The following is a 21407-nucleotide window of genomic DNA, read 5'->3' as shown; positions in this document are numbered from 1 at the left end:
AATAAATAAAGCCACCTTTTAAGCGTTGGCGGGCAAAATGTTAAGCCCTGCCACAGCATAAAAGGCAAAAACACATGCTTGGCCTTATTCTTTCATGTCACGGACAGCCACTTTAGGTACAAAAAGAAAACGGATAGCTTGCGGAATAAGGTTTTTGCGTAACAACCAGCCATCAATGGAAAACTTTCCGCTACCGGTAAATGCAAAACTGATAAAGAAGACCATCATCAACATACAATATTCCCAGCCACCGGTGCCAGCATTCCATGTATAACCAATAAGAAAATGGGAACCAATAATTGTCGCAACAAAATAATAGAACGTACCGAAAACGGCTGTCAGTCGTGTTAAAAAGCCCATACCAATACCAATAGCTATAGCCAGCTCGGCAAAGCCGCCCATAATGACAAAGATTGGCGGTAAAGAAATAAAATATTTTGTCGCAAAAACAGTCGTCATATGAAGATATGAATCATAACCGGCAAACAGTTTTTCGCTAAAATGGCCGACCATGTCATAACCGAAATAAAGCCGTAGAAAGGTATATTGCCATTCGGCAAGATCGGACCATTTTGAATCACTGCGTTGCATATAGCTACAAGCGCAATCAAGAAACTGAAGCAGAAAAACAAGGCATGTAACCGACGCCACCCCCATGATAAGCCATGAATCTGCTGCAGCGCCCACACGCCATGCAATCATGAAAGGCAGAGTTGAAAACAGAAAGCCAAGTGTAAAATTGCGTGGTGCAATTAAAATATTGGCCACCAGTGCGATAACCATCAAAAGCGGAGTTGTCCAAATACTCCAGCTTGGCAACTGACCGGCAAAAAACCCGACATAAAGCGTAGCACAAAGAGTAAGAAGACACATGAACGTCGAAAGCAAAACAGGCACGCGATGTGGACGAATTTCACTATATATTTTCGGGCTGGTTGATGGCGTCATTTTAGCCTCGTTATCTCTTTGAGAGTTTATAGATACATCGGGAAATAATATACCTGCAATCTGTCCTGTCCATTATTCTTTATTTAATATTCCGACAGAATAAAATACAAAAATCCAGTTTTCCATAGTGTGGAAACATATTAAAAAGACGCCACTTTACCGCGATATCACACATATTGACGCGACTTGGATTAAGCATCCTTCATGCGATGGATATGACGGATAAAAGCGGCACGCTGGGGTGGAATATCAAGACCACGCGGCTCCCATACATGGCGGGTAAGAAAAAAACCGGTCAGAGCAAAACCATCCACCACATCCTGTTCATGATATGCCCTTTGCTGTGCCCTATGTAAAAAATCAGGAAAGGCCAAAAGCTTGTCCTTCCATGGCTCCCCTGCATGGCGTGAAACAGCACGTCCGCTTTTAGGCGAAACATAGATCAAATCTTCTTCAACACCTGATGCCGCACATTGCGAGAGATCAAGTCCGAAACCCAAATCTTCCAGCAAGCGCAATTCAAGCCGTACCAATAATTCGCCGGTCAAAAGTGGGGTATCAAGATGTTCAATCAATAAACAAAGAATATGATAAAGGGCAGGATGAGGATCACGCTCAGCCAATAATCGCAAATGGGATGCCGCCAATTGCAAACCATAAAGGGCAGCCACATCACGCATTAACTGGGCCGCATTCAACACCAATGGTTCAATCGAAAAACTGCCAAGATGTTCGTCAAGACGCGCCCACCAATGGGCCGCCACCTTGTTCCCCGGCTGCATAACAGCTGCCAAACGACGCGAACGCCCACCTTTGACAATTCCCATATGGCGACCATGCTCCCGTGTCATCAACTCGACGATCAAGCTGGTTTCCCCATGCGGGCGTGACCCTAAAATGATGCCTTCATCATCCCATTGCATCTTGACCACACTGTCTAATCTGAGAAATCAAGCCCCATTTCACGATAACGTTCCGGATCATTACCCCAATTATCACGCACCTTGACGAAAAGAAAAAGATGAACCTTCTGTTCCATAATTTCCATCAGTTCTTTACGCGCGGCCTGTCCGATCGCCTTGATGGTTTCACCACCCTTGCCCAGCACAATTTTTTTCTGGCTGTCCCGCTCGACATAGATCACCTGATCAATCTTGACCGACCCATCCTTGCGCTCTTCCCATGTTTCGGTCTCAACAGTCGAAGCATAAGGTAGCTCCTCATGCAAACGCAGATAAAGCTTTTCACGTGTAATCTCCGCCGCCAATTGACGCATCGGCATATCGGATATCTGGTCTTCCGGATAATACCATGGCCCCTGCGGTAGCGCGGCCGCCAAATAATCCATAATATCGCTACAACCTGAACCTTTCAGCGCCGACACCATAAAGGTCCGCTCAAAACTGATACGGTCATTGAGAGCCTGCGTAAGCCCTAAAAGCGTCGAACGCTCGACACAATCAATCTTATTAAGAATAAGTATTTTAGGCCGCTTAATCGTTTCCAGATGGGTGATAAGAGCATCAACCTCTTCATTAATGCCCATTTGTGCATCCACAAGCACCATAACAATATCAGCATCCTTGACACCGCCCCAAGCACTAGACACCATGGCCCGATCAAGACGTCGTTTGGGACTGAAGATACCCGGCGTATCAATAAAGACAATCTGTGCCGGTCCATGAATGGCAATGCCACGTACCAAAGCGCGTGTTGTCTGTACCTTATGGGTAACAATCGAAACCTTGGTACCGACAAACTGGTTAAGCAATGTCGATTTACCCGCATTAGGCGCACCGATCAAAGCAACAAATCCGGAACGGGTTTCAGTTTCAATTGTCATGCTTCACCTTCTTCCCATACACCTTCACGAACCAATAAAATTTCAGCTGCCGCACGTTCACCATTGCGTTTGGAACGCCCTTCACCTGTTGCGGGGGCAAACCCTGACACCCGCACTTCGACAATAAATAACGGGTCATGATCAGGCCCTTTACGCTTGACAACACGATAAACCGGTTGCGCGCCATTTTGCTGATGTGCCCATTCCTGCAATTCTGTTTTAGCATCACGACGGGCAGCATCAGAAAGACGAGCACGCTTTTCCCAGAATTTTTCAATAAAAGGCCGTGCGGCCTCCAATCCTCCATCCAGATAGATGGTTGCAATCAGAGCTTCCACAACATCCGCATCAATATTACCGCGGCGCTCTTTGCTTATATTTTTAACATCAGCGCCAACTTCAATCATCGCTGGTAATCCGGCTTCTTGCGCAATTTCGGCACACGTCTCGGCATTGACAAGCGCATTCAAACGCACCGATAATTCACCTTCACTGGCATTGGGAAAAAAGCGGAAAAGCATTTCACAGATCAGCAATCCCAAAACACGATCGCCTAAAAACTCCAGCCGCTCATAATTACCCTTCTCAGCACTTTGCACACTGGAGTGAGTCAATGCGCGGGCAAGACGTTTTTCATCTTTAAACCGATGACCGGTTATACGTTCCAGTTTTACAAGATTAAAAGCCATGAGCTGATATCATTTATCCTCTGGCGGGAAATACTGGATTGTCGACACCCACGATAACAGGCGTTCCCAACGAGTGCTAGTCGGCCAGCGCCACAACTGCCATGCACTTGCACCATTACCAATAGAAAAGAAAATCAGATTGGCACGTCCGATCAGATTTTCATAAGGCACATATTTCACCGAAAAACGGCTATCCTCCGAACGATCCCGATTGTCCCCCATCATAAAATAATGCCCTGCAGGCACAGTAAACTCACGTGTATTATCCCCTGGTGAACGTTCAATGGAATCAACGGCATAAGGAATGACATCTAACGTATTATAAGTAACACCATTAGGCAAAGTTTCACGATAGACATCAACCGGTCTGGTTTCTTCGGTAATATCATAATCGGTCAAGACACCTGCTTTGACACGGGGAACGGCCACATCATTGATATAGAGAAGCCCATCACGCATCTGCACCCGATCACCGGGCAACCCGATTAGGCGCTTGATATAATCTTTCTCCTTGCCATCATAGACATCGCGATGGCGAAAGACCAATACATCACCGCGCTTAGGCTCGCTCCCCCAAATACGTCCTGAAAACAGATCCGGCGCAAAGGGAAGCGAATAACGCGAATATCCATAAGAAAATTTGGAAACAATCAGATAATCACCAACCAGAAGTGTCGGACGCATAGAACCGGATGGAATCACAAAAGGCTGGAATAAAAAAGTACGGATAAACATAGCGATCAAGATGGCCTCGATCACAACGATAAGAGACTCTCCTATGCCGTCTTTTTTCTTTTCAGGCTTTGCATTTTCTGTCAGTTCACTCATTCCAATTTACCGTTCTTCACTATCTCGCTATGACTCGCGCCTTAAATAACAGGATTAACTGTTAAAACAATGCTTCATTCACCACCATGTTTAAGCGCTTCAATAATAACAAAGGCCTGCGCCCATGGATGATCATCCGTAATGGTCAAATGGATGACCGCCTCGTAACCTTGTGGTACAATTTGATCAAGACGCCTTTTTGCACCATTGGTCAACAGCATTGTCGGCTTGCCGGATGGTGCATTAACCACCCCCATATCACGCCACCACACCCCTTGTGAAATTCCTGTACCCAAAGCCTTTGCACAAGCTTCCTTGGCAGAAAAACGCTTGGCATAAGAAGCAATGCGCTGTTTACGTCCTTCTGATTTTGCCTGCTCAACATCGGTAAAAACACGATTGGTAAATCGTTCACCATGACGTTCCAATACTTTTTCGACACGGCGTATATCAATCATATCATTACCCATACCGATAATCATGAAAGAGCTCCATCTACGCTTGTGTCATGTAAAAGCCGTTCGCGCACCTTGGCGGCCAACTTTTCCTTACGGCTACGCTGAAAACGCGCTGTCGCCCAATATGCTCCCATATAGGCAAGCGAACCTATAACAAAACCGGTAACCGGTGCACCACTTAAAAGCGGACGGATAAGCGGCACCCATGCATCTTCAAAACTCAATTGATTCCAGACATCCAGAAGATTGCTAAAATGAATATCGATTCCTTCCGGCCCCTCACCAGAAATACCAAATAATGAAAGTAAAAATGTACCAATGACAAAATCAGCCCCAAAAAACAGCGGTATAGTCAAAGGATTTGCAAAAGCCGTACCGATAGCGGCTGCGGCCAGATTGGCACGGGCAAACCACGCAATGATAAGCGCAAGGATAAAATGAAGCCCCAAAAGAGGCGTTGCGGCCATAAAAACACCAATAGCAAGACCGAAGGCCACAGCATGCGGTGTTGCCGAAATACGCAACAGTCTTTTACCCATATACCGTAAGGAACGCGAAAAGGAACGGCGCGGCCATAGCCACAACCGAAAGCGCTCCCAAAAAGTAACAGGTTCTCGACGTCGAAAAAGCATGGTCTCTCTTAACCATCAAATAAGGGCGATACAATGATAATTGTCCTAAATGGCCTTTTATCGATAAAAACACAACTTTACTGTTGCATATTCGCTTCCTTTCCAGCTTTCCGGTCAATCTTTCATCCCCTACGCACAATTGTGTTACTGGTCCAATTAGACTTGTGTGATTTTACATTTTTGCCTAAGACTGGAATTATCTCAGGCCTTTAAACACCAGATAAAAGGACACATGACCATGAGCAACGAAGCAAGCTCACAGTCTATGCCCCGCACCGAGATGACATTTATCTCAATAATTATTGCTGTCAGCTTTGGCCATTTCATGAATGATGTAATGCAATCCATGCTGCCGGCCATCTACCCTATCTTGCGTGACAATTATGGCCTGACCTTCTTGCAGATTGGTATTATTACCGCCGTTTACCAAATGACGGGCTCCATCATGCAACCATTGGTTGGTATGTATACCGATAAAAATCCGATGCCTTATTCATTACCCTTTGCATCGGCATCAACCATGATCGGGCTGCTCATGCTGGCCCATGCCCACCATTATTTTGTCTTGCTAATTGGCGCAGCCTTTGTCGGTTTCGGCTCGTCGATTTTCCATCCTGAAGCCTCACGCGTAGCGCGTCTGGCATCGGGCGGACGTCACGGCTTTGCACAGTCAATCTTTCAAGTTGGCGGCAATACAGGTTCTGCTATCGGCCCATTGATTGCCGCAATTTTTATCTCAACACAAGCCCGCATCAGCTGGCTTGCTGGCCTTGCCTTTCTAGGCATTATTGTCCTGAGCATTGTCAGTCGCTGGTATGCAAATAATCTTAAAGCCCGCGTTGCCAAGAAAGCCTCGCTCATCACCAACCATCTGACCTCTTCACAAGTCACCAAAGCCATTGCCGTGCTCGTTCTTCTAATGCTCGCCAAATATATCTATATGGCCAGCATGCAAAACTATTATATGTTCTATCTGGAAGAAAAATTTGGTCTTGCCTTACATACAAGACAGATATTCCTATTTCTTTTTCTTGGCGGCATTGCATTAGGAACCGTTATCGGCGGCCCCATTGGCGACCGTATCGGCGCACGTTCAGTAATCTGGGTATCAATCCTCGGCGTCTTTCCATTCACCGTGGCCCTACCCTATGCAAATTTGCCAATAACCGGTGTTTTAAGCGTTGTTATCGGAATGATTCTGGCCTCGGCTTTTCCGGCCATCATTGTCTTTGCCCAACAGCTAATGCCGGGAAAAATTGGTACCGTCGCCGGCCTTTTCTATGGTCTTTCATTTGGCATTGGTGCTATTTCTGCCGCAGCGCTGGGAGGCATCAACGATGTTCTCCACTCATGGCAAACTGTATTCCATTATGTCTCTTTCATGCCGCTTTTAGGTTTGGTTGCCGTCTTTTTACCCAAGCTTCAAACCGGTAGAGCCAAATAAACAAATAAAAAGTGCTGTCTAAACGGCAGCACTAAATTGTGCTCTATTGGCTGCACGATAAGTATCAAACAATGCGGCAACGGCACGCACAAAAGGACGCCCTTCTTCACGCATCCTAATAATACCCGCCTTCTCATCAACTAGGCCATCGGCAATAATCGGAGCTAAAGCGCTAATTTCGCGTGCAAAACGATCACGCCCGCCAAAATCAGCTAGATCTACTTCAAAATTACACATGAGCTGCGCAATCAGATCTGACCGCATACGATCATCATCATTGGTTGCAATGCCACGCACAGTTGCCATTTTACCATCACCAATCATACGTCTATATTGGCCTATATCGGCAATTGTTTGAGCAAAGCCTTGATGATATTGTGAAATTGACGAACACCCAAATCCAATCAGGATTGGACAATCATCATCGGTATATCCTTGGAAATTACGTTTCAAAACACCATTTCGTGCGGCAAGAGCAAGCGGATCATCTGGCTTGGCATAATGGTCTATACCGACACTCTCATAGCCCATATCCTCGAAACTCTGCCGGACAATTTCCGCCTGATCAAAACGGGCCTGCGCATCCGGTAATAACTTCTCATCAATCAGCTTCTGATTGGCCTTACGTTTGGGCAGATGTGCATAACCATAACAAGCCACACGATCCGGCTGCATAGCACCGACAACGCGGCAGGTTTCGTGCAATGTTTCACTTGTCTGTAGCGGTAAACCATAAATCAGATCAAAGTTGATACGGGTAATACCCGCTTCGCGCAGTAGACGAGTTGCACGCTCAACAGTAGCCGTCGGTTGAACACGGCCAATCGCTTCCTGTACCTGAGCATTGACATCCTGCACCCCAAGACTTGCACGATTGACGCCCATATTTTTTAAAGTTTCGACCAATTGTGGCGTCACCGTACGCGGATCAAGCTCTATCGCATGTTCGCCATTTTCATCAAAATCAAAATAGGTATGAAGCGCTTCCATGATTGCTTCAAAACTCTGACGCGGCAAAATAGAAGGTGTACCCCCACCCCAATGTAAATGGACAACGCGTGGGCGCCCTTTTAAATGGGCAGCCTGCAGCTTGATATCCTGAACCAGCGTTTCTCCATAAGAATCGATAACATCATCGCGTCGGGCCGCCTTGGTATGACAACCGCAATAATAACAAATATCCCGGCAATAAGGGACATGAAGATAAAGCGAAACCGCTTCTTTATCTTTTATTCCCGATAACCATAAAGCACGCGAATCATCACTAACAGCAACAAAATCAGCCGCTGTCGGATAAGATGTATAACGAGGCACGGCAAGTGTTGCATAATGCAGCAGTGTCGACTTTTCGATCACAGGTCACCTTCTTTCAATGCCCCCCTTATAATCACATGTCGTATATTCGCCAAGCTTTCAATTATTATTTTCAAGAGCTGCAATTTTACGCAATCTTCTATGATCAAGAATTTCAACCATATTAGGGCTTGGTAAACATATAATTCCGGCAGTTTTCAACTTGGAAAAGCTCCGGCTAACTGTTTCAATTGTCAACCCCAGATGATCGGCAATATCTGTACGATTCATCACCAAACAGATTATTTTGACCGACATATCACGCTGAACTGCTCTTTCTTCCAAATCAAGAATAAACCGTGCAATCTTTTCAATCGGTGTAAGACGCCCCAAGAGCAACTGGTTCTCAAATGAGCGCTTCAAAACAAGCCGTCTCAACTTATCGATGCGTTGACGCATGGCCATGTTATGCTCCATGAACGCATCCAACTCCTGCTTATGTAATATGCACAAGCGTGTATCTATAATCGCTTCCGCTGATAAAATATGGACATCATCATCAATCAGACCAATGAAATCACCTGGCAGGATAAAACCGGTAATAAACCGCCGCCCATCCGGTAATGCTTTGAAAAGCCTGACGGCTCCCTCAATGAGCGTAAATACAAATTGCCGCTGGTCACCTTCATTGAAAATAACATCACCAGCCTTAACATTTTTATGCAAAACAAACTTTTCGAGATCACCAAGCACTGTATTACTCAGATCACCACATACAGCATAATCATGCACGAGACATTTGAGACAACCAGACTGCCCATGCAATAACTGCGCAGTATTTTTCTTATTGTCCTGACATGCCAAAGTGTTTCCTTTCAAGATGGCGATCCTCGCAACCGACCAAAGCAATATGAACAATTGCATTATCTTATGGAATGAACTCTGGTTTAATTCTCCATATTGTCGCAGTCGTTGATCATACGCAAAAAGCTGCACTTTTTATCGTGCAACTTTTTGATAACCATATATCTGGAGCGGTTTTGGCAAGCGCGTCCATTCCGTATGGCTTATGTCGTAGGGAAACCTATTTTAAAAGCACAATCGCTTATATACACCATCTACGGTGATGCTTATCAAACATTCCTGCTTCCGGGCTTGATCGGTGGAATAGCCGCCAGTTCAGGTGGCAAATTATCAGCCTCATAAGATGGCACTTCATATTCACATAACGCTATTAACGGTACGCCGACATCGACCTTGCCTGCCGAACGATCCAGAATACAACTGGCAGCAACAACATCAGCGCCCGCTTCACGCATTGCTGTAACAGTTTCACGGATTGAAAGACCTGTCGTCACAATATCCTCGACGATCACAACACGTGCACCTTTTTCAATATCAAAGCGCCGCAACTTGAATTGACCATTTTCACGTTCAACCCAGATTGACGGCAAATTCAAATGGCGCGAAGTTTCATAAGATGGAATAAGGCCACCAATGGCAGGGCCGACGACATAATCAATCGAGCCATCAACTTTTTCCTTGATTTTTAGAGCCAAGGCACGGCAGAGCTTTTCTGTCAGCTCTGCATGCATAAAAACCTTTGCCTTCTGCATATAGACAGCGCTGCGCCGCCCCGATGTCAGGATAAAATGGCCTTCCAAAACAGCTCCAGCCTGACGAAAAATATCGAGAACTTCATCACGTGTCATCACATTATCCTTATCCATTAATCCGTTGCGCAGAACTTACTGCGCCAAGCTCTTTTAACTGAGACAAAATCCGGTTCAAGTGTTTTAGGTCCCAAACCTCTACATCAATAATCATTTCTGTAAAATCAGGAGCTGTACGCACCATGGACAGATTCTGGATATTGGTATCATTGGCAGCAATCACTTGCGCAACCTCAGCCAAAGATCCCGGAGAATTAATCGCCAGAACACTGATACGGGCTGGAAAACGCTCATTCATTTCAGCATCCAGATCCCAGCGCACATCAATCCATCGTTCCGGTTGATCATCATAGGCTGTCAAAGCACTCGACTGGATCGGATAAATGACAATACCTGCTCCCGGTTGAACAATACCAACAATACGATCACCGGGCACGGCCCCTTCAGGTGCAAAACGCACAGGTACATCCCCCTGTGTTCCGCGAATTGGCAGAGCACGCTTTTGCCGCTCAATAGCTTTCTTGTCATCGCCATCGTGTTTGCCTTCCGGCACCTTGAATATCATGCCGGAAGCATTCTGGATGTTAAACCATCCTTCTTCACCATACTTGATCGGAGTCTTTTGCGTCGCACGATTATCCTGATAATCGGGAAATACTGCCTTGAGAACATCACTTGATGTCAATTCACCCCGCCCAACAGCTGCCAGCACATCATCAATGTCTTTACGCGCCAACCGCGGTAAAACCATTTTCAGATCATCCTTGGAAAACTTCTTGCCGGCACGATCAAAAGTACGCTCCAAAATGCGCATACCCAACCCCGAATACTGTTTACGCACCGCCGAACGTGTTGCACGACGAATAGCGGCACGGGCCTTGCCTGTCCGGACAAGCCCTTCCCACGCTGCAGGTGGCACCTGCGCATCGGAACGGATAATATCGACTTCATCACCATTTTTAAGCTCGCTCATCAGCGGCATGATGCGACCATTAATTTTAACGCCGACACAAGAATCACCGACATTTGTATGCACGGCATAAGCAAAATCAATCGGCGTTGCCCCACGCGGCAAAGCAATCAAACGTCCCTTGGGTGTAAAACAGAAAACCTGATCCTGAAAAAGCTCAAGCTTTGTATGTTCAAGAAATTCTTCTGGATTATCGCCTTCCGACAAGGCTTGGATTGTCTGGCGCAACCATGCATAAGCGCTGGTCTCACCGCTCAGTTTGTGCTGTGCATTATCGGACCCGCGATCCTTATAGATCGAATGCGCGGCAACACCATATTCAGCAACCTCATCCATTTCCAATGTTCTGATCTGGAGTTCGACACGCTGACGTGACGGGCCGACAATGGTTGTATGGATCGAGCAATAACCATTCTGTTTGGGAATAGAGATATAATCCTTGAAACGACCCGGCACCATCGGCCATGTTGTATGAATAACTCCTAAAGCCCGATAACAATCTGTCAGACTGTCGACAATTACCCTAAACCCAAAAATATCGGATAATTGTTCAAAAGAAAGTGCTTTTGTCTCCATCTTTCGAAAGACAGAATAAGGCTTTTTCTGTCGGCTTTTAACATCGGCCTTTATGCCGTGCTCAGCAAAAAGCTTGGCTAAATCAGCTTCAATTGTCGAAAGCAGGTCACGGTTGCGCTCCAACAAGCCTGCCAAGCGATCGGTCACGGCTTTATAGGCTTCAGGATTTATATATTGGAAAGAAAGATCTTCCAGTTCCTCGCGCATATCCTGCATACCCATGCGGCCAGCAAGCGGTGCATAAATATCCATGGTTTCTTCGGCAATACGCCGACGCTTATCATCACGCATAATGCCAAGTGTACGCATATTGTGCAGCCGATCGGCAAGCTTTACCAGAAGAACCCGCACATCCTCCGAAATCGCAATCAGCAATTTACGCAAGTTTTCAGCCTGCACGGCTTTTTTTGAAACAAGATCAAGCTTTTTAAGCTTGGTCAAGCCTTCGACCAGCTTGCCTATTTCCGCCCCAAAAAGCTGGTCTATCTCATCACGTGTAGCGCTTGTATCCTCAATTGTGTCATGCAACAAAGCCACCGCAATTGTTGCCTCATCAAGATGCATATCGGTAAGAATGGCAGCAACTTCGAGCGGATGAGAAAAATACGGATCACCAGATGCCCGCTTTTGGTGTCCATGTTTCTGCATCGCATAGATATAAGCCTTATTCAGCAAAGTTTCATTGACGTCAGGCTTGTAACGCTGCACGCGCTCAACAAGCTCATACTGACGCATCATGGGAAACCTCGATCAAAAAAGCAAAAAAATATGCGCTGTCACAACAGCGCATATACTATTCTACGTTTTTTTATAAAAAATCAATAATCGTCGCTTTTTTCTGGAGCAACCAAACCTTCAATACCGGCCAACAGCTCTTCTTCCGACATATGATCAAAGGAAATAGCTTCATCTTCAACAGCAACGCCCTCATCAGCAAAACTATCCGACTGAGCCAGCAATTCAGGCGAAACTTCCGGTTCATCCACTTCAACATGCTTCTGCAAGGAATGGATCAGATCTTCTTTCAAATCGGCAGGCGACAGGGTCTCATCAGCAATTTCACGCAATGCCACAACTGGGTTTTTGTCATTATCGCGATCAATGGTAATCTGCCCCCCTTGCGAAATCTGGCGGGCACGATGACCGGCAAGCAGAACAAGCTCAAAACGGTTATTAACCTTGTCAATACAATCTTCAACTGTTACGCGGGCCATGGACGCCCCTTTCTATAAAAACAACGGTTCAAAAGGATTGGTTTGAGCACATAAACTTTTTTTCATTCAAACACAAGAAAAACCCGTTCTAAAGACCAATTATATCCCCACCCCCCCTTGGCAGGACCACAGAATAACCGTAGAAACAGGTATTACGTTATAAATTTATTATTTTATCCATTTGGTACAAGTTATGTTTGATCCACGCGAAAAAATCGCCCTCTTTATTGATGGTGCCAATCTTTATAGCTCCTCACGCGCTCTCGATTTTGATATTGATTATCAGAAACTGCTGAAAGCATTTCAGAAACGTGGCTACCTTCTTCGCGCCTATTACTATACGGCCCTCATTGAAGATCAGGAATACTCATCCATCCGTCCATTAGTAGACTGGCTTGATTATAACGGCTATCACGTGATCACCAAAGCAGCAAAAGAATATACCGACGGCCAAGGTCGGCGGCGTATCAAGGGCAATATGGATATCGAGCTGACCGTCAACGCCATGGAACTTGCCGATACCATCGACCATTTCGTCCTATTTTCAGGTGATGGCGATTTCCGTATTCTCATTGAAGCTCTGCAGCGACGGGGTAAAAAAGTCAGCGTTGTATCAACCCAAGCAACACAGCCCGTCATGATTGCCGATGATCTACGCCGTCAAGCCGATCATTTCATTGATCTGGTTACACTAAAACCAGAGATTACCCGCGCTAATGGCGAAAAGACACCTCACAACGAAAATTAAGCACGGCTGAAAACCATGTCGCTTTTTCCTGAACCACCCCATGATTGTGCCTTATGTCCGCGACTGCATGACTTCATCGCAATGTGGCGCGACAAGGAACCTGAGTGGCATAATGGACCGGTTAAACCTTTTCTGCCGGTTGGCGGAGAAAATAATATCCGGCTGCTTATCGTCGGGCTGGCACCGGGGCTACGCGGAGCCAATCGTACCGGTCGGCCATTTACCGGTGACTATGCAGGCGATCTACTCTACTCGACCTTGAAAAAATATGGTTTTGCTCGCGGTCAATTTGAAGCGCGCCCCGATGACAGTCTGGAATTACTGGAAACAGCCATTGTCAATGCCGTACGTTGTGTGCCACCAGAAAACAAACCTGTCGGTCAAGAAATCAATACTTGTCGGCAGTTCTTTGCACCGCTCTTGAGCGAACTGCCGAAATTAAAGGCCGTTATCACATTAGGTTCCATTGCCCATCAATCGACTGTACGGGCCTTGGGTGCCAAAGTTTCTGCCCATCCTTTCGGCCATAATCGTGCAACCGATATCGGGCGCCTTCACATTTTTTCCAGCTATCATTGCTCGCGCTACAACACCAATACCGGCGTCCTCACAACCAAAATGTTTCATGATGTCTTTAAAGCGGCACGCGATTATCTCAATCAATAAAAAATTTTGGACCGATTACGCAAGATAAACAGAATCAACAATTGTGAAGGAACAAAGAGTGCCAGCAAAATAATTTATAAGATGTAAGAGTAATACCGCACCGGCCAAGCTCTGCCAAATAATGGAATCACAAAAGGGAATTTCCGGCCATAAATTTTGCGCTACAAGATTATGAAAATAGGACTAAATAATTTGTCCATGACGACCCAATGAGTTTTCCGATAAATCTAACCGCGGTCGCGCAGCAAACGTGACTTTTCACGATTCCAGTCACGCTTTTTCTCGGTCTCACGCTTGTCATGCAATTTTTTACCGCGGGCCAAAGCCAACTCGAGTTTAGCACGTCCGCGCATATTAAAATAAAGCTTCAACGGCACAACCGTCATACCCTCACGTGAAATCGACTGGAAGAGACGGCTCATCTCACGTTTGGAAACAAGCAGCTTACGCAACCGGCGCGGTTCGTGATTAAAGCGATTTCCCTGCGTATATTCAGGAATATAACTATTGATCAACCAAAATTCACCATTTTCAAAACTGGCATAACTTTCAGCAATATTGGCATGGTTGGCACGCAAAGATTTAACCTCGGTACCAGTCAGCACCAAGCCTGCCTCGAGCGTATCAAGGATTTCGAAATTAAAACGTGCCTTTCGGTTATCCGCCAGCAGCTTGCGCTGCGGCGCATCATTTTTCTTACTCATAAACGTTCAAATGGCAGCTTTAAGCCCCTTTGACAAGAGCTTTGACGCTAATTGATAAGGCCGGCATGACGTAAAGCCGCATCAATGACCGGCTTGGTGCTTGCTTCTAATGGTACGATAGGCAAACGCACAGTAGAACCACAAAGACCAAGTTTTTCAGCAGCATATTTGGCACCAGCCGGATTAGGCTCTATGAAAAGCGAACGATTAAGCGGCATCAGCCGGTCATTAAGCGCCAAGGCAGCCTTATAATCACCGCGATTGCAGGCAGCATGTAGCTCTGCCACAAGACGCGGCGCCACATTAGATGTTACCGAAATACAGCCAACACCACCCTGCGCATTAAAACCAAGCGCTGTGCAATCATCTCCCGACAACTGAATAAACTCCAGACCACAGATCTCACGCTGTTCACTAACACGATCAACCTTGCTGGTCGCATCCTTAACACCGACAATATTTTTATGTGTTCGTGCCAGCTCAGCCATGGTCTGGGGTGTCATATCAATGATAGAGCGGCCTGGAATATTATAAATGAAAATCGGCAAGGAGGTTGCTTTGGCCACGGCTGAAAAATGCGCAAACATCCCCCTCTGGTTAGGCTTGTTATAATAGGGCGTCACCAAAAGGACAGCGTCGGCACCAGCCTTCTCGGCATGCTGGGCCAGCTCCACCGCTTCATCCGTACTGTTGGACCCAGCACCCGCCATAACCGGCACGCGCTTCTTTGTCTCTTCAACACAGATTTCGACAACACGCTTATGCTCTTCATGACTCAATGTCGGAGATTCACCAGTTGTACCGACAGGAACAAGACCATTAATGCCTTCTTCAATCTGCCAATTCACAAAAGCACGGAAGGCTTTTTCATCAACATCCCCCTTATCGGTAAAAGGTGTGATGAGTGCGGTAAAGGCTCCCTTAAACATTATCAAGCTCCGTTAACAGCCAAAAGGCAAATTTTCACAGTATGAACATAATCCTGCCAAAAGCATGAAGCAAGTTGATTTTCACATCATCACCGTCATGAAAAATGCATACACAATAAGTTATATCTCATTAGAAATGATTATCCGACCAGAAATTATTGATCAAAGTGGACTTATCAAGGATTACTCCTATTGTTAACCGGCTTTTCATGCTTGACAATTAGAATGCGTGACGACTGTTTTTTATAGAAATGGAATTGTAATGCGTCAGACCCGCGCCTTGTCATTTTTATCGCCTTTATTGCTGTGTGCCCTTGGTTCCACATCCTTGATGTCTTCTGCAGCCATAGCTCAAGAGCTGCCTTCCAAAGCACCTATACCACTCGTCAAGCCCTTTGCTTCGACCACCACACCTACCAGCCCTTTCAATACGGATGGCGTTGTGACAAATGGCATTATCCGCCCCGGCAATATGATTGCCTCCGGTAATTTGAAAAAAGGATTAGACGCCCTTTATAGCAAGAACGCCCCACAAGCCATTGCCATCCGCAATGGCATGCCTAAAAATGCGCTTGATCGGCACATATTAACATGGGCCATCGGTACATCGGGCATGCCCGGCATTCCAAGTTCGGAAATATTCAATGCGGCTGTCGAATTAAGAGACTGGCCCGGCATGGCACAAATGCGGGCGAATTCCGAACGCGCTCTATCAAGCGAAACCAATAGTGCATCTGCCATTATCAATGGTTTCGGTAATCATATACCGGTCACCGCACAAGGTATGGCAGCACTGGGCAAAGCACTGATTGACAATGGGCAAGCCAATCGCGCCCGCCAAATTGTAGCACCATGGTGGTATCACGCAAAATTATCACCTGCAGAAGAACAACTGGTTATCAACAAGGTCGGACCGGCGCTGACAACAGCCGATCATCTACAACGCATGCGTGCTATGCTTTATATGAGCCGCGTTAATTCAGCCGAACGCTTGGCGCCACTGGCACAGGCCCAATCTTTCTTTGAAGGTGTTGCTGCTGTTATCAAAGGTGATTCCAAAGCAGGGGCCAAGCTTAAAAATGTCGATAAAAAGTGGCATAAAGACCCGCTTTTCCAATTTGCGCAAATCCAGTATCTGCGTCGTGCCGGTCAATATAACGAAGCTGCCAAGCTGATGTTAAAAGCTCCCAAGGATCCAGCCTCGCTGATTGATCCAGATGCATGGTGGATCGAACGGCGTGTTCTGTCGCGTGAAATGCTCGATTTGAACCAGCCCAAACTGGCCTATCAATTGGCGTCTGCCCATACGGCCGAAACCCCGGCCATGGCTGCCGATGCCGAATTTCATGCCGGCTGGTATGCCTTGCGATTCTTGAATAATCCCAAAACAGCATTGGCACACTTTACCCGAATCCCATCTCTTTCAACCGGTGTCATTTCCATGTCGCGCGGTTATTACTGGATGGGACGCGCTGCCGAAGCAGCAGGAGAGCGCAAAAACGCCCAAAGCTATTTCCAGCGCGCGGCCCATTATGGCACCACCTATTATGGCCAGCTTGCGGCTTCACGTCTTGGCCGTACAACACTAGATATTGCCTATCCCAAACCAAGCAACGCCGAGCGCCAGCGTTTCGAAGCACGTGAACCAGTACAGGCCATCAAGCGTCTGGAAGCTATTGGCTATCAAGATAAGGCTGGCCTACTTTACCGCGAGCTGGGCGCTTCGATCAACAGTCCCGGAGAGCTTGCGATGCTGGCTGTCATGGCTGAAAGAAAGGGCGACCACTACACAAGTCTGCGTATTGGCAAAAGCGCAGTCAATCGTGGTCTTGATGTCGGCGCGCTATCACATCCGGTTGGTGCTATTCCAGCGTCAGCCAATATCTCTGCGTCCGGCAAGGCTCTGGCCTATGCCATTGCACGTCAGGAAAGCGAGTTTAACCCGACTGCACAATCAGGTGCCGGCGCTAAAGGTATGCTGCAATTACTACCCGGTACAGCCAAGGCCGTTGCTGTAAAACAGGGCATCGCCTATTCACCCAGCCGGCTCGCTACCGATCCGGCCTATAACGCCACACTTGGTGCCCATTTTCTGGGTGAACAACTGGAACGTTTCAACGGTTCCTATATCCTTACCTTTATCGGTTACAATGCAGGTCCCAAACGTGCCCATCAGTGGATTGAACGCTACGGAGATCCTCGTGGGCAGAATATTGATACAGTTGTCGATTGGGTGGAGCGTATTCCATATACCGAGACACGCAACTATGTAATGCGGGTGATGGAGAATTATGAAGTCTATAAAGCCCGCCTGTCAGGCTCAACCGACATCAGAACCGATCTAGTCTCGGGGCGATAAGGATAAGCAAATTAAAAAAGCCGGTTTAAACCGGCTTTTTTAATTTTGTGCATTTTATACAACTGCATTTCCAAAATTCAGTGCAATCCTAACCTTCTTTCAATGCTTCTGGCAGCGGTGCATTGAAAGTCTGCCTTTTACGTTTTTCTTTCGTAAAATAGATCTTGTTATTTGAAAGACAAATATTTCCATCGTCATAATCGGCTGACAGGCCTATAATATAATCCACCCATTGCTCGAAATGAGGATCAGCACCATTGGTGACTTCCAATTCATCATAGACGGGCAAACCCGGTTTTGTTTTTTCAACTTTTTCTATCAGGGCAAAACGGTCCATTTGCGGGGGGATCATCCCTCTCAAAGTGATCACATCACTCTTCATATCAATCACAAAGTTAAATGCTTTCGCTACCGGCAACAAAGTGATTTGCGATTTAACCTCGTCAATATTGGCAATCTTTTTAACCTTGGCAATCAGCTGATTCCGTTCAGCCTCATTCGGCGCCATGCCATAAAGCACAATATCATCATCTGTGACTTTGGCGTTTGCCCAAGGATAATCAATTGTCAGCTCGGCAAACTGTGCGGTTATCTGCCGCTCATACGGACGGGCTGAAAACCATAAAAAAAAGATCACACCGGAAACAAACAGCGTAACAAACGGCCAGAAAAAACGTCTCATAAAATTATTGCCTCACAATCCGACACGCTCTAACGTTGGAAACATATCTAAAAGCCCTTGGTTTTACCAACAAGCTTTACTGTTAAATCCGTCATTGAGCTCCTCCAATTCAATAAAAGTAGCCATCGACATCACACAGATCATAATATTCTGGTACTAACAGACTTTATCATAACAGAGCAGTATTTTCTTCTTTCTTATTTAAGCTATTTCACCCTACTTAAAGAAAGACGAGTATATCAGACACACTATAATAATTTTATATCTATCTTAGCGGCGTTCATCGTAAAATCACTTATCGATCTAACCACAGGGCCTCTCATAAAAACCAACTGTCTATTCTTGCCTGCCTCTTCTCTTTAAGGTTCTTGAACACTCACAAAGTTGTTTTGTTTTTTCTAAATGCTATTAATGTGCCGCAGAAAACTAAGACACTTCCAAATCCCAAAAGAAACTTTTGTATCATATTCATGATAAAATCAGACTGATTGGCCGATGAAATTGCTTTGGCTGCATCTTGTGCATTGGTAGCGGTCGTTGCTATTGCAAAGGTTACTTCTTTGCAGCGTGATATAAGTACATCACCTTGTGAGCCGGTATTTTCGAATTTTTTCTCACATGCCGCCTTTAAATCTTCAGGTGCCGATGGTTTTTCGCCACCAATAAAAAAAGCAGCAGCCAATATCACAAGCCCCAAAACAATAAATAATATCGAGCGTTTTTGCATTCACAATTTCCACTTCAATTTAATCAGACCCCAAGGTTGCAAACTTTTTATTCGCTACCCAAATGATGTGTCCTCAATAATGAACAATATGATACCCTACAAGCTTCGACCGGCGTTTATCACATCTTGTAAGACATGAAAGCCTTATCCTTGTGGGATATAACAAGATATAGACGCCCCCCTACCATTCTGATAAAAGGTTTTATATTCAGATTCCTACATGAGGCTTTTATGCGTACGTCTTTCCATATTCTAGTCAAATCAATAATCCTCATGATAATCATTGGATTTACACTGACAGGCTGTGGCGGACATCACAACTCGGGGAATAGAGACCCTAATTCAATGTGGACACCTAACCGGACAATCTTTGGCCTATAAAACACAAAAAAGACAGCGCCGACAGACAAATAAGAAAAGCCTACAGCGCATGTTATTATAGCTCAAGAAAAAGAGCTTTTACAAAAGCTAAGCAAACAATAATACAATGCGATTTCACTAATACCTACGAGCAACATCTATTAATTCATCAAGATCATAAAAAGAACATCTCTCATTAAGAAATTCATCCCTTCTATCCGTTATTTTATTAGCCTCAACAATTGTTACACAATAATCATATCTATTATATTTATTATTGACATAAAAAGCAGGCACCGAAAACAGGATTAAAAAAAGCAAAGCCGGAATGCATTTAATAAATATGGCCCCGGGAGAAAATACACACTTCTTTCTTATATTCTTCCCCACACAGATTATAAGAGCAATAAAAGCAATTATTACAATTGGCATATAAACATAAACAAAAATCATCCATATCAATGACAACGTGCTATATGTCATAACCGTCCTTCTCCAACTGTTCCAATAGCCATATTCTATCTTAGTGAGTGTATCCCTACCATAAATATTGAATATTTCCATTGCTATAAATGGAAACACCATACATGCATTATTTATTTGAAAAACAGCATAGAATCTGTAATTTCATCCTTACGATTGCAGGTTTCATCAAGATATAAAAACTATTGAAGAAAAATGGATATGCATAAAATGGAGTTGAAACATCAATGATCTATTTTTTAGCCATTTTGACGATTGTACCAATCTTTATGATGATCTCTTATGGCGTATTTTTTTTCAAAACAAAAAAAACAACAGATTTGAATGCTTTCACAACCTACTTCACGATCTTTATAACAATCTTACTGCTTATAAGATGGTTTATGTAAAAAGCATATTATTCAATGCGCTCACAACCAGTTCAGCACTATCGAGATATTTTTAAAGAAATCGATCTCCAAGCAAAAAATAACGATTACATTGATAATGCCTACCTGATTTTATCAACCGATCAAGCAGGAGATTAATCGCCATCTTACAAAAATTCAAACAAACCAGATTCATTGACAAATGTGCCGTGCCAGATTTGTGCCAATTTCCATTCACACATATGTACTTTAATGCACACCTATTCTGCTTCTTATTCTTTATCTATATACGATAATTTTCTAGGGAATGGCGGAGAAGATGGGATTCGAACCCACGAGAGCCTTTTGAGCCCTACTCCCTTAGCAGGGGAGCGCCTTCGACCACTCGGCCACCTCTCCGAGGACGGGGAATAAACAGTATTGACGCCAAGTTCAAGAACTTTTGACGATTCGAAGCATTTTTTCTGCCCATATTATAAAGTCATCCCATTAAAAGCGGCAATAAAGCCACCTTGCAGGGCATCACAGCCTATCTATAGACAAACAGATACTGATTCTTAGAAGAATCAACACGTAATCCAGATTAAGTCAGTCAACATAAAACCACTTTATAGTCATTATATATAGGGAGCCATACAGATATGCATTCGCATGATAAAACAATTCCACATATCGCATTATATATCTGCACGTCACAGATACGGTGATTCCATATCAAAAGGAGCCGATTTTACCTTTTCCACAGGCCAAGACGTCGGCCATAGTTAACAAACCCTCAATTTTTTAGCTCCTAAACGGTGTTTTCGTGACTTT

At 45.1% G+C, this 21407-nt stretch carries 20 protein-coding genes and 1 tRNA gene; 4 read left to right on the top strand and 17 right to left on the bottom strand.

All coding sequences use genetic code 11. From position 1 onward, the window contains the following. Positions 1-84: 84 nt before the first annotated feature. The 7 genes from ACYZ97_RS02705 to ACYZ97_RS02675 form a co-directional block, all read right to left on the bottom strand. A complete protein-coding gene (locus ACYZ97_RS02705; protein ID WP_473299963.1) occupies positions 85-948 on the bottom strand; it encodes a DoxX family protein in 864 nt (287 codons plus the stop codon). Between the two features lie 191 nt (positions 949-1139). Continuing rightward, a complete protein-coding gene (recO, locus tag ACYZ97_RS02700) occupies positions 1140-1871 on the bottom strand; it encodes a DNA repair protein RecO (protein WP_473299962.1) in 732 nt (243 codons plus the stop codon). A 14-nt stretch (positions 1872-1885) separates the two neighbouring features. Then, the gene (gene era / locus ACYZ97_RS02695) at positions 1886-2791 is read right to left on the bottom strand and encodes a GTPase Era (protein WP_473299961.1); all 906 of its coding nucleotides are present in this window, start codon (positions 2789-2791) and stop codon (positions 1886-1888) included. Further along, the gene (rnc, locus tag ACYZ97_RS02690) at positions 2788-3480 is read right to left on the bottom strand and encodes a ribonuclease III (RefSeq protein ID WP_473299960.1); all 693 of its coding nucleotides are present in this window, start codon (positions 3478-3480) and stop codon (positions 2788-2790) included. Before rnc ends, era begins: the two co-directional genes overlap by 4 nt. A gap of 9 nt (positions 3481-3489) precedes the next feature. Then, on the bottom strand, positions 3490-4299 hold the full coding sequence (gene lepB / locus ACYZ97_RS02685; RefSeq protein WP_473300613.1) for a signal peptidase I: 810 nt from the start codon (positions 4297-4299) through the stop codon (positions 3490-3492). Positions 4300-4382: 83 nt separating this feature from the next. Next, the gene (gene acpS / locus ACYZ97_RS02680) at positions 4383-4790 is read right to left on the bottom strand and encodes a holo-ACP synthase (protein WP_473299959.1); all 408 of its coding nucleotides are present in this window, start codon (positions 4788-4790) and stop codon (positions 4383-4385) included. After that, positions 4787-5398 (bottom strand): DUF2062 domain-containing protein, encoded by a 612-nt coding sequence (locus ACYZ97_RS02675; protein ID WP_473299958.1) that lies wholly within the window; start codon positions 5396-5398, stop codon positions 4787-4789. Before ACYZ97_RS02675 ends, acpS begins: the two co-directional genes overlap by 4 nt. Positions 5399-5636: 238 nt before the next feature. Here ACYZ97_RS02675 and ACYZ97_RS02670 point away from each other — a divergent pair, with 238 nt between their 5' ends. After that, the gene (locus tag ACYZ97_RS02670) at positions 5637-6842 is read left to right on the top strand and encodes an MFS transporter (RefSeq protein ID WP_473299957.1); all 1206 of its coding nucleotides are present in this window, start codon (positions 5637-5639) and stop codon (positions 6840-6842) included. A gap of 18 nt (positions 6843-6860) precedes the next feature. On the opposite strand, the gene hemN is transcribed toward ACYZ97_RS02670, so the two are convergent. The 5 genes from hemN to rpoZ all read right to left on the bottom strand — a co-directional run bounded on the left by hemN (position 6861) and on the right by rpoZ (position 12568). Beyond that, positions 6861-8195: an oxygen-independent coproporphyrinogen III oxidase gene (gene hemN / locus ACYZ97_RS02665; RefSeq protein WP_473300612.1), complete on the bottom strand. Its 1335-nt coding sequence runs from the start codon at positions 8193-8195 to the stop codon at positions 6861-6863. Between the two features lie 60 nt (positions 8196-8255). Continuing rightward, positions 8256-9014 (bottom strand): helix-turn-helix domain-containing protein, encoded by a 759-nt coding sequence (locus ACYZ97_RS02660; protein WP_473299956.1) that lies wholly within the window; start codon positions 9012-9014, stop codon positions 8256-8258. 254 nt (positions 9015-9268) lie between these two features. After that, entirely contained in the window at positions 9269-9847 is a 579-nt protein-coding gene (pyrE, locus tag ACYZ97_RS02655; protein ID WP_473299955.1) for an orotate phosphoribosyltransferase, read from the bottom strand. Positions 9848-9857: 10 nt separating this feature from the next. Continuing rightward, positions 9858-12092 (bottom strand): RelA/SpoT family protein, encoded by a 2235-nt coding sequence (locus ACYZ97_RS02650; RefSeq protein ID WP_473299954.1) that lies wholly within the window; start codon positions 12090-12092, stop codon positions 9858-9860. 80 nt (positions 12093-12172) lie between these two features. Then, a complete protein-coding gene (gene rpoZ, locus ACYZ97_RS02645; protein WP_473299953.1) occupies positions 12173-12568 on the bottom strand; it encodes a DNA-directed RNA polymerase subunit omega in 396 nt (131 codons plus the stop codon). 193 nt (positions 12569-12761) lie between these two features. Between rpoZ and ACYZ97_RS02640 the strand changes: the two genes are divergently transcribed. Together ACYZ97_RS02640 and ACYZ97_RS02635 are read left to right on the top strand one after the other, a co-directional pair. Beyond that, a complete protein-coding gene (locus tag ACYZ97_RS02640; protein ID WP_473299952.1) occupies positions 12762-13316 on the top strand; it encodes a LabA-like NYN domain-containing protein in 555 nt (184 codons plus the stop codon). A gap of 15 nt (positions 13317-13331) precedes the next feature. Beyond that, on the top strand, positions 13332-13982 hold the full coding sequence (locus ACYZ97_RS02635; RefSeq protein ID WP_473299951.1) for a uracil-DNA glycosylase: 651 nt from the start codon (positions 13332-13334) through the stop codon (positions 13980-13982). A 227-nt stretch (positions 13983-14209) separates the two neighbouring features. Here the strand turns inward: ACYZ97_RS02635 and smpB are convergent, their stop codons facing one another. Together smpB and dapA are read right to left on the bottom strand one after the other, a co-directional pair. Next, the gene (smpB, locus tag ACYZ97_RS02630; RefSeq protein WP_473299950.1) at positions 14210-14686 is read right to left on the bottom strand and encodes an SsrA-binding protein SmpB; all 477 of its coding nucleotides are present in this window, start codon (positions 14684-14686) and stop codon (positions 14210-14212) included. Between the two features lie 47 nt (positions 14687-14733). Next, positions 14734-15615, bottom strand: coding sequence for a 4-hydroxy-tetrahydrodipicolinate synthase (gene dapA / locus ACYZ97_RS02625; RefSeq protein WP_473299949.1), 882 nt, complete (start codon positions 15613-15615; stop codon positions 14734-14736). A 262-nt stretch (positions 15616-15877) separates the two neighbouring features. On the opposite strand from dapA, the gene ACYZ97_RS02620 reads away from it, so the two are divergent. Next, positions 15878-17974 carry a lytic transglycosylase domain-containing protein gene (locus ACYZ97_RS02620; protein WP_473299948.1) on the top strand — a complete coding sequence of 699 codons (2097 nt, stop codon included), beginning with the start codon at positions 15878-15880 and terminating at the stop codon, positions 17972-17974. An 88-nt stretch (positions 17975-18062) separates the two neighbouring features. Here the strand turns inward: ACYZ97_RS02620 and ACYZ97_RS02615 are convergent, their stop codons facing one another. From ACYZ97_RS02615 to ACYZ97_RS02605, 3 genes are all read right to left on the bottom strand, one after another. Further along, the gene (locus ACYZ97_RS02615) at positions 18063-18656 is read right to left on the bottom strand and encodes a BON domain-containing protein (RefSeq protein WP_473299947.1); all 594 of its coding nucleotides are present in this window, start codon (positions 18654-18656) and stop codon (positions 18063-18065) included. Between the two features lie 376 nt (positions 18657-19032). Next, entirely contained in the window at positions 19033-19338 is a 306-nt protein-coding gene (locus tag ACYZ97_RS02610) for a hypothetical protein (protein WP_473299946.1), read from the bottom strand. Positions 19339-20902: 1564 nt separating this feature from the next. Next, positions 20903-20993 (bottom strand) — tRNA-Ser (locus ACYZ97_RS02605). Positions 20994-21407 lie beyond the last annotated feature (414 nt).

It is taken from the genome of Bartonella sp. bp_1 (assembly GCF_055808085.1).
The sequence above is the reverse complement of the archived record's forward strand: the minus strand, read 5'-3'. Positions and strand labels throughout refer to the sequence as shown.

Bases quoted from the DNA above. Each gene is read 5' to 3' on its own strand.
- ACYZ97_RS02650 (WP_473299954.1), bottom strand. From the start codon at position 12,092: ATGATGCGTCAGTATGAGCTTGTTGAGCGCGTGCAGCGTTACAAGCCT.
- rpoZ (WP_473299953.1), bottom strand. From the start codon at position 12,568: ATGGCCCGCGTAACAGTTGAAGATTGTATTGACAAGGTTAATAACCGT.
- acpS (WP_473299959.1), bottom strand. From the start codon at position 4,790: ATGATTATCGGTATGGGTAATGATATGATTGATATACGCCGTGTCGAA.
- pyrE (WP_473299955.1), bottom strand. From the start codon at position 9,847: ATGACACGTGATGAAGTTCTCGATATTTTTCGTCAGGCTGGAGCTGTT.
- ACYZ97_RS02615 (WP_473299947.1), bottom strand. From the start codon at position 18,656: ATGAGACGTTTTTTCTGGCCGTTTGTTACGCTGTTTGTTTCCGGTGTG.
- ACYZ97_RS02640 (WP_473299952.1), top strand. From the start codon at position 12,762: ATGTTTGATCCACGCGAAAAAATCGCCCTCTTTATTGATGGTGCCAAT.
- rnc (WP_473299960.1), bottom strand. From the start codon at position 3,480: ATGGCTTTTAATCTTGTAAAACTGGAACGTATAACCGGTCATCGGTTT.
- recO (WP_473299962.1), bottom strand. From the start codon at position 1,871: ATGCAATGGGATGATGAAGGCATCATTTTAGGGTCACGCCCGCATGGG.
- smpB (WP_473299950.1), bottom strand. From the start codon at position 14,686: ATGAGTAAGAAAAATGATGCGCCGCAGCGCAAGCTGCTGGCGGATAAC.
- dapA (WP_473299949.1), bottom strand. From the start codon at position 15,615: ATGTTTAAGGGAGCCTTTACCGCACTCATCACACCTTTTACCGATAAG.
- era (WP_473299961.1), bottom strand. From the start codon at position 2,791: ATGACAATTGAAACTGAAACCCGTTCCGGATTTGTTGCTTTGATCGGT.
- ACYZ97_RS02670 (WP_473299957.1), top strand. From the start codon at position 5,637: ATGAGCAACGAAGCAAGCTCACAGTCTATGCCCCGCACCGAGATGACA.
- ACYZ97_RS02635 (WP_473299951.1), top strand. From the start codon at position 13,332: ATGTCGCTTTTTCCTGAACCACCCCATGATTGTGCCTTATGTCCGCGA.
- ACYZ97_RS02620 (WP_473299948.1), top strand. From the start codon at position 15,878: ATGCGTCAGACCCGCGCCTTGTCATTTTTATCGCCTTTATTGCTGTGT.
- ACYZ97_RS02705 (WP_473299963.1), bottom strand. From the start codon at position 948: ATGACGCCATCAACCAGCCCGAAAATATATAGTGAAATTCGTCCACAT.
- ACYZ97_RS02675 (WP_473299958.1), bottom strand. From the start codon at position 5,398: ATGCTTTTTCGACGTCGAGAACCTGTTACTTTTTGGGAGCGCTTTCGG.